Annotated in this window: 12 protein-coding genes and 1 other RNA gene; 5 read left to right on the top strand and 8 right to left on the bottom strand. The window is 55.1% G+C overall.

What is annotated here, in order from left to right; all coding sequences use genetic code 11:
- Positions 1 to 40: 40 nt before the first annotated feature.
- From NR114_RS06940 to NR114_RS06920, 5 genes are all read right to left on the bottom strand, one after another.
- Entirely contained in the window at positions 41 to 2083 is a 2043-nt protein-coding gene (locus NR114_RS06940; RefSeq protein WP_129982955.1) for a TonB-dependent hemoglobin/transferrin/lactoferrin family receptor, read from the bottom strand.
- 93 nt (positions 2084 to 2176) lie between these two features.
- Positions 2177 to 2368, bottom strand: coding sequence for a hemin uptake protein HemP (gene hemP, locus NR114_RS06935; RefSeq protein WP_170868563.1), 192 nt, complete (start codon positions 2366 to 2368; stop codon positions 2177 to 2179).
- A 162-nt stretch (positions 2369 to 2530) separates the two neighbouring features.
- Entirely contained in the window at positions 2531 to 3016 is a 486-nt protein-coding gene (locus tag NR114_RS06930; protein WP_020826646.1) for a glutathione peroxidase, read from the bottom strand.
- 103 nt (positions 3017 to 3119) lie between these two features.
- Entirely contained in the window at positions 3120 to 4166 is a 1047-nt protein-coding gene (locus tag NR114_RS06925) for a 3-deoxy-7-phosphoheptulonate synthase (RefSeq protein WP_046373703.1), read from the bottom strand.
- 194 nt (positions 4167 to 4360) lie between these two features.
- Positions 4361 to 5182 carry a pyruvate, water dikinase regulatory protein gene (locus tag NR114_RS06920; RefSeq protein ID WP_017892646.1) on the bottom strand — a complete coding sequence of 274 codons (822 nt, stop codon included), beginning with the start codon at positions 5180 to 5182 and terminating at the stop codon, positions 4361 to 4363.
- A gap of 532 nt (positions 5183 to 5714) precedes the next feature.
- On the opposite strand from NR114_RS06920, the gene ppsA reads away from it, so the two are divergent.
- Positions 5715 to 8093 carry a phosphoenolpyruvate synthase gene (ppsA, locus tag NR114_RS06915; RefSeq protein ID WP_020826648.1) on the top strand — a complete coding sequence of 793 codons (2379 nt, stop codon included), beginning with the start codon at positions 5715 to 5717 and terminating at the stop codon, positions 8091 to 8093.
- Positions 8094 to 8205: 112 nt separating this feature from the next.
- Here the strand turns inward: ppsA and rprA are convergent.
- An RNA gene (gene rprA, locus NR114_RS06910) (antisense sRNA RprA) lies at positions 8206 to 8316 on the bottom strand.
- Positions 8317 to 8576: 260 nt separating this feature from the next.
- On the bottom strand, positions 8577 to 9677 hold the full coding sequence (gene ydiK, locus NR114_RS06905; RefSeq protein ID WP_256813781.1) for an AI-2E family transporter YdiK: 1101 nt from the start codon (positions 9675 to 9677) through the stop codon (positions 8577 to 8579).
- 243 nt (positions 9678 to 9920) lie between these two features.
- On the opposite strand from ydiK, the gene NR114_RS06900 reads away from it, so the two are divergent.
- Together NR114_RS06900 and menI are read left to right on the top strand one after the other, a co-directional pair.
- A complete protein-coding gene (locus NR114_RS06900; RefSeq protein ID WP_256813780.1) occupies positions 9921 to 12977 on the top strand; it encodes an FAD-binding and (Fe-S)-binding domain-containing protein in 3057 nt (1018 codons plus the stop codon).
- On the top strand, positions 12974 to 13390 hold the full coding sequence (gene menI / locus NR114_RS06895; protein WP_020826652.1) for a 1,4-dihydroxy-2-naphthoyl-CoA hydrolase: 417 nt from the start codon (positions 12974 to 12976) through the stop codon (positions 13388 to 13390). Before NR114_RS06900 ends, menI begins: the two co-directional genes overlap by 4 nt.
- A 54-nt stretch (positions 13391 to 13444) precedes the next feature.
- Here the strand turns inward: menI and NR114_RS06890 are convergent, their stop codons facing one another.
- On the bottom strand, positions 13445 to 13849 hold the full coding sequence (locus NR114_RS06890; RefSeq protein WP_256813837.1) for a hypothetical protein: 405 nt from the start codon (positions 13847 to 13849) through the stop codon (positions 13445 to 13447).
- Between the two features lie 555 nt (positions 13850 to 14404).
- Between NR114_RS06890 and sufA the strand changes: the two genes are divergently transcribed.
- Positions 14405 to 14776 (top strand): Fe-S cluster assembly scaffold SufA, encoded by a 372-nt coding sequence (gene sufA / locus NR114_RS06885; protein WP_020826654.1) that lies wholly within the window; start codon positions 14405 to 14407, stop codon positions 14774 to 14776.
- Between the two features lie 14 nt (positions 14777 to 14790).
- Positions 14791 to 16287 (top strand): Fe-S cluster assembly protein SufB, encoded by a 1497-nt coding sequence (gene sufB / locus NR114_RS06880; protein ID WP_041414521.1) that lies wholly within the window; start codon positions 14791 to 14793, stop codon positions 16285 to 16287.
- The last annotated feature ends 34 nt before the right edge of the window (positions 16288 to 16321 follow it).

Raw genomic sequence — 16321 nt, 5'->3', positions numbered from 1 at the left:
CAATCGGCGGGCATTCGGGTTGCCCGCCGGATTCAAAACGTTACCACTGATAGCTGACCAACAGTTTGGCGTTGCGGCCATCCTGCGGAATGCCCTGCGGCGAGTAGTATTCTTTGTCGAAGGCGTTGCCCAGCACCACGGTGGTGGTAACGCCCTGCAGACGATCGCGGCCTTTATAGCTCAGGTAGAAATCATTGACGCCGTAGCCGCCTTGCTCGGCGGTGCCGGTTTTCACATGTGTGGAGCGCTCGGCGAAGGTAGCGACCCAGCCGGTAGACAGGCCGGTTTCACCCAGCGGAACGTCCAACGAACTGGTGACGGTATCTGGGTTGATATCGCTCAGCCATTCACCGCTGTTGCCGTTCAATTCCCCGCTGCGTGACTTATCCTTGCCGCGCGTGCGGTTGTAAGCCAAATCCCAATTAAACCACTGGGTTTGATAGCCCAGTGACGTATCCCAGCCCCAAATTTTAGCGCGTGAGATATTTTGCGACGAAGTCTGGGTCCGTGTGACGTACAGGCTAATGTAGTCCTTGGCGTCGGTATCGAAGTAGCTGGCTTTAAACTGCAGGTTATCGCCGGCCATCAACAGATCGTCAAAGCGCAGGCCGAAACCGTACTCGGCGGTGCTGGTGGTTTCCGGTCTTAGATTCGGGTTGGGTACCCAATAGTTGCCGGGGAAGTGGCGAGAATCATTGTACATTTCACCCATGGTCGGCGCACGAAATGCCTGCGAGTAAGAACCGAACAGCATCAGCCAGTCGGTTGGTGAATAAGTCAGTGCACCACGAGATGACCACTTGTCGGCATCGACGTCGTTGTGGCCCTGGCTGCTACCTTTGTAGTTGTCGTAGCGAGTGCCGGCCAGCAGGGTGACAGGAATATCACGCAGCGTGATTTCGTCCTGCATCCAGCCGGAAGCGAAGTTGATTTTCGCCTGTGGGAAGCTGGTGGTAGCGCCGCCAGGATGTTGTTTTTGCTGATAGCTTTCCGAGCCGTAGGTCAACAGATGCGAAGCAAAGCTGTCGGCAAACAGGCGGGTGCGGTTTTCCAGCTTGGCACCGTGAGTGGTTTGTTTGCGGAATTCGTCCGTGGAAGCCGCATTGTGAGCGTTGATTTTGACCTCAGAGGTATACAGCTTGACGTCGGCGTCCAGCCACTCCTGATCCAGGGGTTTTAATTTATAGCTCAATGCCGCATCGCGCTGGATGGTGGAGCGGTTGGTCATCGGATTTCTGCTGGAGTAATCAGGATCCTGGGGATTTTTCGGTTCACGGGCGCTGTTATTGTAATAGCGCAAATCGCCGCTCAACGACTGGGCATCATCAATCTTCCAGGTGCCTTTGGCCAGCACATTGCTGATGGTCTCGTCGTTGGGCGCGTCAAAACCGTTGCCCTGACGCAAATCGCCAACGTCGCGAGTGCCGAATGACAGCAGGCCGTCGAGGTTGTCGGTCTTGCCATAGGCGCTGGCGCCCATACCCAGGCTGTGATCGCCACTGCCTGCTGTGCCGTAAACCCGGAACCCGGTGTCATGACCTGGCAGCAGCAGATCGGCGGCATCCACGGTTTCATAAGCAATTACGCCGCCCAGTGCGCCACTGCCGTAAAGCAGGGCCGAAGGGCCGCGTACCACTTCAATGCGTTTTACCAGTGCCGGATCCAGGAAGGTGGCGCCAAGATGACCGGTATCGGTGCCTTGACGGATACCGTCTACCAGCGTCAGTACGCCGTTTTTACCGTAGCCGCGCATGAAAACATCTTGGCCATTGGTACGGCCGGTGCCATTGACGGTTATGCCCGGCACGCGGCGCAGCATGTCGGCGGCGCTGGTGGCGGTCTGGCTTTCAGGGCTATTGCCTTCGATCACGGTGACCATCATCGGCGCTTCAAAACTGCTGCGTGCATTGCCGGTGGCGGCAACGGTCAGGGTTTCATCGCTGGCTTTACTCGTTTTAGCCGACACATCGCTGGAAGAAGAAGCCGTGTGGTTGGTTTGTGCAAAAGTCACCGTCGGCAGAGCGCAGGCAATCGCCAGACTCAATGCGGATAAACGCAGCCGGGTGTAAGGGATCAGAGGCATGTCGCAACTCTCCGTATGTTTTTAACATATCAATAGATTTGCTGGCTGCCTGGATCAATATCGATCGGGGTGGCTGGCGTTGAGGGATGGGTGTTATTTGGTCAGGATCAATTTCCCGGCTTTGGTCTGCCGCAGCTGGTAGCGCTGGCCCTGATGGATGATGATCGCCACGCCCTCGGCGTCGAGCAGCTGAGCGCTGTCGTAGCAGGGAGGCGAGGTCAGGCCACTCACCGCGGGGCTTACGGTTTTGGCAGGTAAGTCGTGATTGTGATTATCCATCGTCATGTGTTTATAAAACAGACCGTTAAATAGTAATTAATATCAAAGTGAGAATCATTATCATGTGAACGAAAGGTTACATCAAGGAAAATTTTCTTACCGATGGAACCTTTTTGTAGGAAGGGAAGGTGACAGGGGCTGAAGGGGCTCAGCCCGTCTAAAACAAGGTTATTTCAGCAGGGTTTCAATGCGGTCGAACAGGCGCTCGGGTTTGGTGATCGGTGCGAAGCGTTTCACCCGTTGACCGTCGGCGGTCAGCAGGAATTTGGTGAAGTTCCATTTGATTCGCTGGCTGCCCAATACGCCCGGAGCAAGGCGTTTCAATTCATTGAACAGCGGATGCGCCCCAGGACCATTGACCTCAACCTTGCTGAACAGCGGGAAGCTGACGCCGTAGTTCAGAGTGCAGAAGTTGGCGATCTCCAGGGGATTACCGGGCTCTTGCGAACCGAACTGATTGCAGGGAAAGCCCAGCACCATCAGCCCCCGTTCGCGGTAATACTGCCACAGGTTTTCCAGCCCACGGTATTGCGGCGTAAAACCGCATTTACTGGCGGTGTTAACCACCAGATAGGCTCGGGCGGGGAAATCCCCCAGCGTTTTGTGTTCCCCTTGCAGGGTGACGCAGGGGATGGATAACAGTGAGTGGATCATGTCGAGGTTCCAAATCCTTTCCAGGGAGACTGCGAGAATTGCTAACAGTATAGATGAGCGGATGACAGGGGAAAAAGCCGGGACGGGCGCCCCGGCTTTGGCATCAGAAGCGGGTATCTACCGCATCGGCCAGCATGGCCAGCAGCTGTTCGCTGTCGGCCCAGCTCAGGCAAGGATCGGTAATTGACTGACCGTAGGTGAGCGGTTGACCGGCCACGATTTTCTGGGTGCCTTCCACCAGGAAGCTTTCCGCCATCACGCCGGTCACGGCAGCAGAACCGGCACGGATTTGCTGGCAAACATTTTCTGCTACTTCCAACTGGCGGCGATGCAGTTTCTGGCAGTTGCCGTGGCTGAAGTCGATCACCAGGTGTTCCGGCAGGTCGAATTCACGCAGGCTGTCGCAAGCGGCAACGATATCGGTAGCATGGTAGTTCGGGGTTTTGCCACCGCGCATGATGATATGACCGTAAGGATTGCCGCTGGTCTGATAGATAGTCATCTGGCCGTGTTTGTCCGGGGACAGGAACATGTGCCCGGCGCGCGCCGCACGGATGGCGTCAATGGCGATGCGAGTATTGCCGTCGGTACCGTTTTTGAAGCCCACCGGGCAGGAGAGCGCCGAGGCCATCTCACGGTGGATCTGGCTTTCGGTGGTCCGTGCGCCAATCGCGCCCCAACTGATCAGGTCGGCGATGTATTGACCGACCACCATATCGAGGAATTCGGTAGCGGTAGGCAGGCCGAGCTGGTTCACTTCCAGCAGCAGCCGACGCGCCATTTCGATACCACGATTCACCTGGAAGCTGCCATCCAGCGCCGGATCGGAGATCAGGCCTTTCCAGCCCACCACGGTACGCGGTTTTTCAAAATAGGTGCGCATCACGATTTCCAGGCGATCCTGGTAACGTATGCGCAGTTGGTTCAGGCGGCCGGCATAGTCTACGGCGGCGTCGAGATCGTGTATCGAGCATGGGCCGATAACCACCAGCAGGCGGCGATCTTCACCGGTCAGGATTTTTTCAATGCGTTGCCGGGAGGCCGTCACGTTATCCGCGATTTCCGCCGAGATCGGCAACTTCTCCGCCAGTTCTTGCGGCGTGACAAGGCTGTCGATGCGCGCGGTCCGCAGTTCATCTGTTTTGTGCATGATTTTCTCTAAAGACTTTTCTTCGCTGCGGCAGGAGTGCCGGGAAGTGATGGCGATCACAATAACGTAAAAACCGATGAATTCAACCGGAGAAACTGTGTTCTGTTGATCAGAATCGCTAAAAAAAGCACAAAAAACGTCGCCAATGAATAAATAAGCAGCACGCGGCAGGGGACCGGCCCACCGCGTGAAAACTAGAACATGCGGCGGCTCATGCCCAGAATGTCCAGAATTTTGGTCGAGATCTCCTCTACCGAATAATTGGTGGTATTGAGATAACGGATCTGATTTTTACGGAACAGCGCTTCCACCTCGGCAAGCTCCATTCGACACTGGCGAATAGAGGCATAACGGCTGTTTTCGCGCCGTTCTTCACGGATGGCGGCTAAACGCTCCGGATCGATAGTCAGGCCGAAAAGCTTGTGCTGAAACGGCTTCAGCGCGGCGGGAAGGTGTAAATTGTCCATATCATCGGCGGTAAACGGGTAGTTGGCGGCGCGGATACCGAACTGCATCGCCAGGTACAGGCTGGTGGGGGTTTTGCCACAGCGTGAAACCCCGAGCAAAATCACCTGGGCCTGGTCGAGATTGCGCAGCGAAATGCCGTCATCATGGGCTAACGTGTAGTCAATAGCCGCGATACGCGCATCATATTTACCGAGGTTGCTGGCCGTCAGGCCGTGGGTACGATTAGGGACCGGGGTGGGCTCCACCTCTAACTCGCCCTGCAGCGGGCCGACCAGTGCCTGAACAATATCCTGACAGAACCCTTCACTCTGGGTGATGACTTTGCGCACTTCCGGCGAAATGATCGAGTAAAACACCAGTGGCCGCACGCCGGTATCTCGATAGATATCATTAATCTGCTGACAGACTCCACGGGCGCGCGCCTCGGTTTCGACAAAGGGCAACGTAAAGGTTGTGGCCTTCACCGGAAATTGAGACAGCACGGCGTGGCCCAAAACCTCGGCGGTGATCGCCGTACCATCCGAAATATAAAAAACGCTTCTTTCCACCCGAGGCTCCTTACCTGAAACGGTGATGCAGTTATCGCATCTGCTTGCTCTTATCATGGGCTTGAGATGATCGAGCGGTAAAGGGGCGGGCAAAAAAAATGTGATAGTGAGGGCAGAGTCGTCGATTAATTTCGCCGATCAAGGAATAAGCTTTCGTCGGAGCGTTTTTGATTGAAATGCTATTTTAAATTTTATGAAAAGCAGGGATTTCTTTTTCTTGAAGAATGATTCTACAGAACGATGTTATTTTCACCAAAGTCATTAGTGATAATATGGTTTTTAAAAATCAAGTTTAAAAATTACTTAATTTGTTGAGATTTAAGCTATTAGTGCGACAGGGAACGATTCCATCCTCATTTTTCATTTCAGGAAGTTTTCCTAAAATCCATTTTCTTCGCCGGGTTGATCGATTCACCTTTCCATTTCCTATGGATCATTGTGCTAGTCTGATTCGGCACCGTTTTAGCGGCGCTGAGAAAGCAAGCGAATTAAATCCGTCTATACCCTACTGATAGCAATAAGGATTGTCTCGATGTCCAACAATGGCCCAGACTTGCGTAATGTGCTTTGGTACAACCAGCTCGGCATGCACGACGTTGACCGTGTCGGCGGCAAAAATGCCTCCCTCGGTGAAATGATCACCAATCTTTCCGATTTGGGCGTAGCCGTGCCAAACGGTTTTGCCACCACCGCGCAGGCGTTTAACGATTTCCTCGAGCAAAGCGGTGTTAACCAGCGCATCTATCAGTTACTGGATCAAACTGACGTTGACGACATTGCCCAACTGACCAAGGCTGGCGCGCAAATCCGTCAATGGATCATCGACACGCCGTTCCACGCAGAGTTCGAGCGCGAAATAAACCTGGCTTACCAGCAACTGGCCGACGGCGAGCCGGAAGCCTCTTTTGCCGTGCGTTCTTCCGCCACCGCAGAAGACATGCCGGACGCTTCCTTTGCCGGGCAGCAGGAAACCTTCCTCAACGTGCAGGGCATCGACGCCGTAATGGTGGCGATCAAGCACGTATATGCCTCACTGTTTAACGACCGTGCCATCTCTTACCGCGTGCATCAGGGTTACGATCACCGCGGCGTGGCTTTGTCGGCCGGCGTGCAGCGCATGGTACGTTCTGACCTGGCGTCTTCCGGCGTGATGTTCACCATCGATACCGAATCCGGTTTTGACCAGGTGGTGTTTATCACTTCCGCCTTCGGCCTAGGTGAAATGGTGGTGCAGGGCGCGGTAAACCCTGACGAATTCTACGTGCATAAACCGACGCTGCTGAAAGGCAAGCCGGCTATCGTGCGTCGTAACCTCGGGTCGAAGAAAATCCGCATGGTGTACGCACCTTCGCAGGATCACGGCAAGCAGGTACAAATTGAAGACGTGCCAGAGCAGCAACGCAATCGTTTCTCTCTGACCGACGAAGAAGTACAGGGCCTGGCGCATCAGGCACTGCTGATCGAAAAACACTACGGTCGTCCGATGGATATCGAGTGGGCCAAAGACGGCCATACCGGCAAGCTGCTGATTGTTCAGGCCCGTCCGGAAACCGTGCGTTCCAACGAACAGACGATGGAGCGTTACCAGCTTAACGGCAGCAGCCCGGTGCTGGTGGAAGGGCGCGCCATCGGCCACCGCATTGGCGCAGGCCCGGTAAAAGTCATCCATAATATCAGCGAAATGGACCTGATCGAGCCTGGCGACGTGCTGGTGACGGACATGACCGACCCGGACTGGGAACCGATCATGAAAAAGGCCGCGGCAATCGTCACCAACCGTGGCGGCCGTACCTGCCACGCGGCGATCATCGCGCGCGAGCTCGGCATTCCTGCCGTGGTCGGTTGCGGTAACGCTACCGATCTGCTGAAGGCAGGCCAGAAGGTCACCGTCTCTTGTGCGGAAGGCGATACCGGCTTTGTGTACAGCGATATGCTCGACTTCAGCGTGCAAAGTTCCGAAGTGACCGAGCTGCCGTCGCTGCCGCTGAAAATCATGATGAACGTCGGTAACCCCGACCGCGCCTTTGACTTTGCGCGCTTGCCGAACGAAGGCGTGGGCCTGGCCCGGCTGGAATTTATCATCAACCGCATGATTGGCGTGCATCCGAGGGCGTTGCTGGAGTTTGATCAACAGACTCCAGAACTGCAGCAGGAAATCAAGGCGCTGATGCAAGGCTACGACCATCCGGTCGAGTTCTATGTGGGCCGCCTGACGGAAGGGATTGCCACGCTGGGGGCGGCATTCTGGCCGAAGCGGGTGATTGTGCGCCTGTCTGACTTCAAATCCAATGAATATGCCAACCTGGTGGGCGGTGAGAAATACGAGCCCCATGAAGAGAACCCGATGTTGGGCTTCCGTGGCGCCGGCCGTTACGTCGCCGACAGCTTCCGCGATTGCTTCGCGATGGAATGTGACGCGGTAAAACGCGTGCGTAATGAAATGGGCCTGACCAACGTCGAAATCATGGTGCCTTTCGTGCGTACCGTAGCGCAGGCGGAAGCGGTGGTCGCCGAATTGGCGCGCCAGGGTCTGAAGCGTGGCGAAAACGGCTTGAAAGTGATCATGATGTGCGAAATTCCGTCCAATGCCCTGTTGGCCGATCAGTTCCTGGAACACTTCGATGGCTTCTCCATCGGCTCCAACGACATGACCCAGCTGACGCTGGGCCTGGATCGCGATTCGGGCGTGGTGTCTGAACTGTTTGACGAGCGTAACGAGGCGGTTAAAGCGCTGCTGTCGATGGCGATTCAAGCGGCTAAACGCCATGGCAAATACGTCGGTATTTGCGGGCAGGGCCCTTCCGATCATGAGGACTTCGCCGAGTGGTTGATGGAGCAGGGCATTGACAGCCTGTCGCTCAACCCGGATACCGTGGTGCAAACCTGGGTCAATCTGTCGAAGAAAAAGTAATTCTTCGACATAAGATTCCGCATTAACTCTAAAGCCGTAGCTCAGGTTACGGCTTTATTATTTCCGAATGTAAATAGAATGGATTTCGGCATTAACCCTGGCCAAAAAAAGAATAAAAAAAAGCCCATCATAGGAGACGGGCAAAGACTACACACAGCAATTCACATGTATGGCATTACATTGTTTGGAAATCTTGCTTTAAATCAGATGTTTGAAGCAATAGATGGCAATAATACTAGATATTTAAACGAAATTAGTCATTAAGAATCATCCTAATCAAGATCCAGGTTCCCATTTATTTTAAACCTTGCTCAATTCTATCTTCAGGCTAAAAAGATGTATTCATGCGGTATGTTTAATTAATGCCCGTTAGCCCGGCATTCAGAGGGACTTTATTAATTATCGCCGCGACGGATTGAAGTAAATGAGAATGGATATGGATAAAGAAAGGATTCTGCCCAGGGAGCCGGGCAGAGATCCGGATTACATCTGTTCCAGGTCTTTGGCGACTTCTTCCAGATCGGTCGTCGGTTCCGGCGCTTCGTTCATCCAGGCGGTGAGCAAGCGATAAGACACCGCCAGCACCACAGGGCCGATAAACAGGCCAATCATGCCGAAAGCCAATAGGCCGCCGATAACACCGGACAAGATCAGCAGCATCGGCAGATCGGCACCCATGCGGATCAGCACCGGCCTCAATACGTTATCCAGCGTAGCCACCATGCAGCTCCAGACCAGCAGCACGGTGCCCCAGGTGGTATCACCGCTCCAGTACAGCCAGATAATGGCCGGCACCAGTACCAACAGCGGCCCCAGTTGCGCGACACAGCAGATAAAGATCAGTACCGTCAGCAGGGTGGCGGCAGGAATGCCAGTCACCGCCAAGCCAATACCGCCCAATACCGATTGTACCAGCGCCGTCACCACCACGCCCAAAGCCACCGCACGGATTGCCTGACCACCCAGCACGACGGCAGCATCGCCTCGTTCGGCGCCCAGACGCGTTGCGAAGTGGCGAATGCCCAGGGCAACCTGCTCACCACGGGCATAGAGCAATACGCTAAACAAAAGCATCAGCGTGCAATGTAACAACAGGCGACCAATATGCGCCGCCTGCGCCACAAACCAGGTGGCGGTTTGGCCGAAGTAGGGTTGCACTTTCGCCACCAGGGCGGTGCCGCCGGCACTCACCAGCGTATGGTAGCTGTTATAAATCTTATCGCCGATCATCGGGATCGATTGCAGCCACGCCAGATCGGGAATATGCAGCTTGCCGGGGGTACTGGCCCAGGCAACCACGGGCGCGCTGTTGTCTACCACGCTGCTGACCAGCAGAGAAATCGGCAGGATGAACAGCAGGATCAACAGCAACGTCATGACCAGCACGGCCAGAGAGCGGCGGCCCCAAAGTATTTTTTGCAGCTTGATCAGCAGCGGCCAGGTGGCGATAACCACCATGCCGGCCCAGGCGAAGCCGAGAATGAACGGTTGAATGACCCAAAAACAGGCGACGATCATAATGGCGATAAACAGCACGCCAAAAATAATCCGTGGCAAATCGTATCGGGACTGGGGGATTGTCATGAATGGGTTCTCATCCTGGTAAGTTAATTCCTTTGTTTAGATTAAGCATGGTGCATTTTCGTCACTTTTCATCATGCGCCGCACCTTTTATCGCGCGTCGTCTGACGACCTAATAATGTGCATGCCTTCACTAAACGAGTATGTTAGTTTTTATGCCTAATAAAAAGTAGGGTGGGTCTGAATAAAGGCCTGATTCAGCGTGCATAAGCGCATAAAAAATAGACAGACAGGGTCAAAAAGCGAATGATCCCACAGATTTCTCAGGCACCCGGCCTCGTTCAACGGGTGCTCGACTTTTTGGAAGCCTTAAAGCAAAACGGATTCAATGGCGATATCGCCACCAGCTACGCCGACCGGCTGACGATGGCGACCGACAACAGTATCTATCAGTTGCTGCCCGACGCGGTAGTGTTTCCCCGCTCCACCGCAGACGTGGCGCTGATTGCACGCCTGGCGGCTGAAGAACGTTTCAGCGCGCTGACCTTCAGCCCCCGCGGCGGCGGAACCGGCACCAACGGACAGTCGCTTAACAGCGGCATCGTGGTGGACATGTCGCGCCACATGAACCGTATTCTGGACATCAACGTCGAGCAGGGGTGGGTCAAGGTGGAGGCTGGGGTGATCAAAGACCAGCTTAACCAGTACCTGCGGCCCTTGGGTTATTTTTTCTCGCCGGAGCTTTCCACCAGTAACCGCGCCACGCTGGGCGGCATGATCAATACCGACGCTTCCGGCCAGGGGTCGCTGGTGTACGGTAAAACCTCCGATCACGTACTGGGCCTGCGGGCGGTTTTGCTGGGCGGCGACATGATCGACACTCGCGCCATGCCGACGCCACTGGCGGAAACGATTGCCTGTGAGGAAACCCTTGAGGGGCAGATTTACCGAACGGTACTCAACAGTTGCCGTGACCAACGCGCGCTGATCCTGGAGAAATTCCCCAAGCTAAACCGCTTCCTGACCGGCTACGATCTGCGACACGTATTTAGCGACGATCTGCAAACCTTCGATTTGACGCGTATTCTGACCGGTGCCGAGGGGACGTTGGCCTTTATTACCGAAGCGCGGTTGGACATTACGCCGCTGCCGAAGGTGCGCCGCCTGGTGAACGTTAAATACGACTCCTTTGATTCCGCGCTGCGTAATGCGCCCTTTATGGTTGAAGCCAAGGCGTTGTCGGTAGAAACCATCGATTCCAAGGTGTTGAACCTGGCGCGTGAGGATATCGTCTGGCATTCGGTGAGCGAACTGATCACCAACGTGCCGGATAAAGAGATGCTGGGCCTGAACATCGTCGAATTTGCCGGTGACGACCAGGTCCTGATCGACCAGCAGATGGAGAGTCTGTGCCTGCGATTGGACGAGTTGATCTCCGAGAGGCAGGGCGGCGTGATTGGCTATCAGATCTGTGGTGATTTGGTGGGCATCGAGCGCATTTATAACATGCGCAAAAAGGCGGTAGGGTTATTGGGTAACGCCAAAGGGCGGGCCAAACCGATTCCCTTTGCCGAAGATACCTGCGTGCCGCCTCAGCATCTGGCCGATTACATCGTCGAATTCCGTCAGTTGCTGGACAGCCACAACCTCAGCTACGGCATGTTCGGTCACGTCGATGCCGGCGTGCTGCATGTGCGTCCCGCGCTAGACATGTGCGATCCCCAGCAGGAAGTGCTGATGAAACAGCTCTCCGATCGGGTAGTGGCACTGACCGCCAAATACGGCGGCTTGCTGTGGGGTGAACACGGTAAAGGTTTCCGTGCCGAATACAGCCCGGAGTTTTTCGGCGAGCAGCTGTATCTGGAACTGCGTCGCATCAAAGCCGCATTCGATCCGAACAACCGCCTCAACCCCGGCAAAATTTGCTCGCCGCTGGGCGTCGATGCGCCAATGATGAAAGTGGACGCCGTCAAGCGCGGTACCCTCGATCGCCGCATTCCTGTCGAGGTACGTACTTCATTCCGGGGGGCGATGGAATGTAACGGCAACGGTCTGTGCTTCAACTTTGACGTGCGTAGCCCGATGTGCCCGTCGATGAAAATCACCGGCAATCGTATCCATTCGCCAAAAGGCCGGGCCGCGCTGGTGCGTGAATGGCTGCGTCTGTTGTCCGAGCAGGGCGTCGATCCCGTGGCGTTGGAAAAACAGCTGCCACAGCAGCGGCTCAGTTTCCGAACGCTGATCGAGAAAACCCGTAACAGCTGGTACGCAGGCAAAGGCGAATATGATTTCTCGCACGAGGTGAAAGAGGCGATGTCCGGCTGTCTGGCCTGCAAAGCCTGTTCTACCCAATGCCCGATCAAGATTGACGTGCCGGGCTTCCGTTCGCGTTTCCTGCAGCTTTACCACACGCGTTATCTGCGGCCGGCGCGTGACTATATGGTCGCCGGGGTAGAGAGCTATACGCCGCTGATGGCGAAAGCGCCCAAGGTGTTCAACTTCTTCTTCCGTCAGCCCTGGGTGCGTGAGCTAAGCCGCAATACTGTCGGCATGGTTGATTTGCCGATGCTCTCCAGCCCTACGCTGCGTCAACAGCTTTCCGGCCATGGTGCCACGACCATGACGCTGGAACAGCTGGAAGCGCTGAATGCCGAACAGCGTGAGCAGCACGTTTTGATCGTGCAGGATCCCTTCACCAGCTATTACGATGCCAAAGTGGTGGCGGACTTTGTACGGCTGGTGGAAAAGCTCGGCTACCGGCCGGTGCTGCTGCCGTTTTCTCCGAATGGCAAGGCCCAACATATCAAAGGATTCCTGACGCGCTTTGCTCGTACTGCGCGCAAAACCGCCGACTTCCTCAATCGGGTGGCAAAACTCGGCATGCCGCTGGTGGGGGTCGATCCGGCGCTGGTGCTGTGTTATCGCGATGAATATAACGAGATCCTGGGGGAAACCCGCGGGGACTTCCAGGTGCAACTGGTGCACGAATGGTTGCAGCAACTGCTGGCCGAGCGGGCCGAACAGCCTGCGACCGGTGAGGCCTGGTATCTGTTCGGTCACTGTACTGAAACCACGGCCTTACCAGCCAGCGGTCAGCACTGGACGTCGATCTTTGCTCGCTTCGGCGCCAGGCTGGAAAATGTCAGCGTAGGCTGCTGCGGCATGGCGGGTACTTACGGGCATGAAGTGAAGAACCTGCAGAATTCGCTCGGCATTTATGAGCTATCATGGCACCAGGCATTGCAACGTTTGCCGCGGCAACGTTGTCTGGCGACCGGTTACTCCTGTCGCAGCCAGGTCAAACGCATTGAGGGTAACGGTGTACGGCACCCATTACAGGCACTTCTGGAGATGATTGAGTGAAACTGTGGAAACGAGAAACGACGCTGGAACAATTAAACCAGGCCGGTGAAGGCTGTATGGTCAGCCATGTGGGGATCCAGTTTACCCGTATGGAAGAGGATTACCTTGAGGCTACCATGCCTGTGGATCACCGTACGCGGCAGCCGTTTGGTTTGTTGCACGGTGGGGCCTCGGTGGTGCTGGCGGAGTCAATGGGATCGATGGCTGGTTACCTGTGCAGCGAGGGCGATCAGAAAGTAGTAGGGCTGGAGATCAATGCCAACCACCTGCGAGCGGTGTTTGAAGGCCAGGTACGCGGGGTTTGTCGCGCACTGCATGTTGGCCGTCGGCATCAGGTGTGGCAGATTGAAATCTTCGATTCGCGCGACCGCCTTTGCTGCACTTCGCGTTTAACCACCGCAGTGATCGATTAAGTTTCCTTCCCCCGCAGGCATTCCGACCTGCGGGTTTCTTGTCAGTCGGCGGGGTTACAGCTGAAACGGCACCCGCTTGACGAAGTCCTTCTGGAAGGCGTTGGCTTTCTCCCAGGTGCCTTCCATCGCGTATTTCTGGCAGATCAGGGTCAGGGTATGGCGGGCAAAATGGTAGCTCTGAACCCGAAACAGCTGGCAGCGCTGCGGATTGTTGATTTCCACGATCAGCCGATTATGCAGCTTGCTCAACGCGTGCAGATAGCTTTCATCATCGCCGTTTTCCAGGCACAGATTGGCCATGCTGAGGCTGACGTTGTTGTAGCGTTTCAGGTGGTTGATATTGCATTCCGGCCGCCTGAGCGACGCTTCCGCCATGTAGAAATCTACCGTGGCGTCACGCACGCTGAACTTATAGTCATCAATTTTGCCCAGCAGCCACGCATTCATCGAGATATTCATTTGCCCGCGCTCAATTTGTAATTGAATGATAATCATTATCATATTTACTGGCGCGTTTACGATCAATCATTCTGTTGAAATTTTTATCGCGGCAGGGGGATGCATTGAGCGCACGGCGACCCAATATGGTCAGTAACGACTAAACTTTAGTCATAGAGCGTGCGAATTGTCTGCCTGCAGTGAAGCGCGAAAGAGTGGGAAAAGTCCCTTATTGTCGATAAACGCATTTTTAAGACAGACAAAATTCAGAAATAGGTATTTTCTATGAATGTTTAAAGCAAAATAAAAATCCAGATCTGTAAAGCGTTCGAGCCAATAGGCAAGCGCGAAGGTAGTACAGGATGTGCTGTAAATTCATAGGGATAAATTGATCCCCTTGCCGACCTGCAGCGATTGTGTCGCTGACTGTCCCGCGCGCTTGCCGCATGCCGAAACGAAAATCCGGGTTTTTGGCGGATACCCCCGCAAAACAAACGGTTGAAGTGATAATTGTTATCACTAACATAGTAGCAACCCAGATTGGCTGTGGAAAAACACGAGTGTGAGGTAGGCCATATGCAAACGGAAAATGTCGGCACCTTTTCTCTGGACGAAAATGTCTGGCAAGGCATTTTGCTCAGTGATAATGCCGTACAACAAATTACTAAATTAATGCAGCAGGATCCGCAGGTGAAGGGGCTGCAGCTCGGAGTGAAGCAGTCAGGCTGCGCCGGGTTTGCCTATGTGCTGGATCTCACCCGTGAACCCGCTGACGACGACCTGCTGTTTGAGCGCGATGGCGCCAAACTGTATGTGCCGTTAAAAGCCATGCCGTTTATCGATGGCACCACGGTGGATTTTGTCCGTGAAGGGCTGAATCAGATATTCAAATTTAATAACCCTAAAGCTCAGCATGCCTGCGGGTGCGGCGAGAGTTTTGGCGTTTGAGCGATGCAATCAACATGACACGAAGCAATGTAGAAATGCCTAATGAAGTGCAGGCTTGGGTCAGCGAAGGTCGCTATAAAGAAGGCTTTTTTACCCAACTGGCTACCGACGAGTTAGCGAAAGGCATCAACGAAGACGTGGTGCGCGCCATCTCGGCCAAGCGTAACGAACCTGAGTGGATGCTGGAGTTCCGCCTGGAGGCTTACCGTGCCTGGCTGCAAATGGAAGAGCCACACTGGCTGAAAGCCAACTACGACCGGCTGAATTACCAGGACTACAGCTATTATTCGGCGCCGTCCTGCGGCAGTTGTGATGACGCCTGCGGCTCGCAGCCCGGCGCAGAACAGCAACCCGGCGCGGTCACGGACAACAATTACCTGACCAGCGAGGTTGAACTGGCGTTTAACCAGCTCGGCGTGCCGGTGCGAGAAGGCAGTGAAGTGGCGGTGGACGCGATCTTTGACTCCGTCTCGGTCTCCACCACCTATCGCGAGAAGTTGGCCGAGAGCGGGGTGATTTTCTGTTCTTTCGGCGAGGCGATCCACGAATACCCGGATCTGGTACGCAAATACCTCGGCCGCGTCGTACCCTCAAACGACAACTTCTTCGCCGCCCTGAACGCCGCGGTGGCCTCTGACGGTACCTTCGTCTATGTGCCGAAGGGCGTACGTTGCCCCATGGAACTGTCGACCTATTTCCGTATTAACGCCGCCAAAACCGGGCAGTTCGAACGCACCATCCTGATCGCCGACGAAGGCAGCTATGTCAGCTACATCGAAGGCTGCTCGGCTCCGGTACGCGACAGCTATCAGCTGCATGCGGCGGTGGTGGAAGTGATCCTGCATAAAGACGCCGAAGTGAAATACTCGACCGTACAGAACTGGTTCTCCGGCGGTGACAGCAAGGGCGGGATCCTGAACTTTGTCACCAAGCGCGCACTGTGCGAAGGCGCCGGGTCGAAAATGTCCTGGACCCAGTCGGAAACCGGCTCGGCCATCACCTGGAAATACCCGAGCGTGATCCTGCAGGGCGACAACTCTATCGGTGAATTCTTCTCTGTGGCGCTGACCAGCGGCCATCAGCAGGCGGACACCGGCACCAAGATGATCCACATCGGCAAGAACACCCGTTCGACCATCATTGCTAAAGGCATCTCTGCCGGGCACAGCGAGAACACCTATCGCGGCCTGGTGAAGATCCTGCCGGGGGCGGAAAACGCCCGTAACTTTACCCAGTGCGACTCGATGCTGATCGGGCCGGACAGTGGCGCCCATACGTTCCCTTATGTTGAGGCGCGTAACAACAGCGCGCAGCTGGAGCATGAAGCCACCACCTCAAAAATTGGCGATGACCAACTGTTCTACTGCCTGCAACGTGGCATCAGTGAAGACAATGCCATTTCGATGATCGTCAACGGATTCTGTAAGGACGTGTTCTCTGAGCTGCCGCTGGAGTTCGCCGTCGAGGCGCAGAAGTTATTGGCCATCAGCCTGGAACACAGCGTGGGCTAATCGCCGGATTTACAGCGCGAAAGCGCGACCTAAG

It is taken from the genome of Serratia sp. Ser99 (genome assembly GCF_024519545.1).
GTDB lineage: Bacteria > Pseudomonadota > Gammaproteobacteria > Enterobacterales > Enterobacteriaceae > Serratia > Serratia liquefaciens.
The sequence above is the reverse complement of the archived record's forward strand: the minus strand, read 5'-3'. Positions and strand labels throughout refer to the sequence as shown.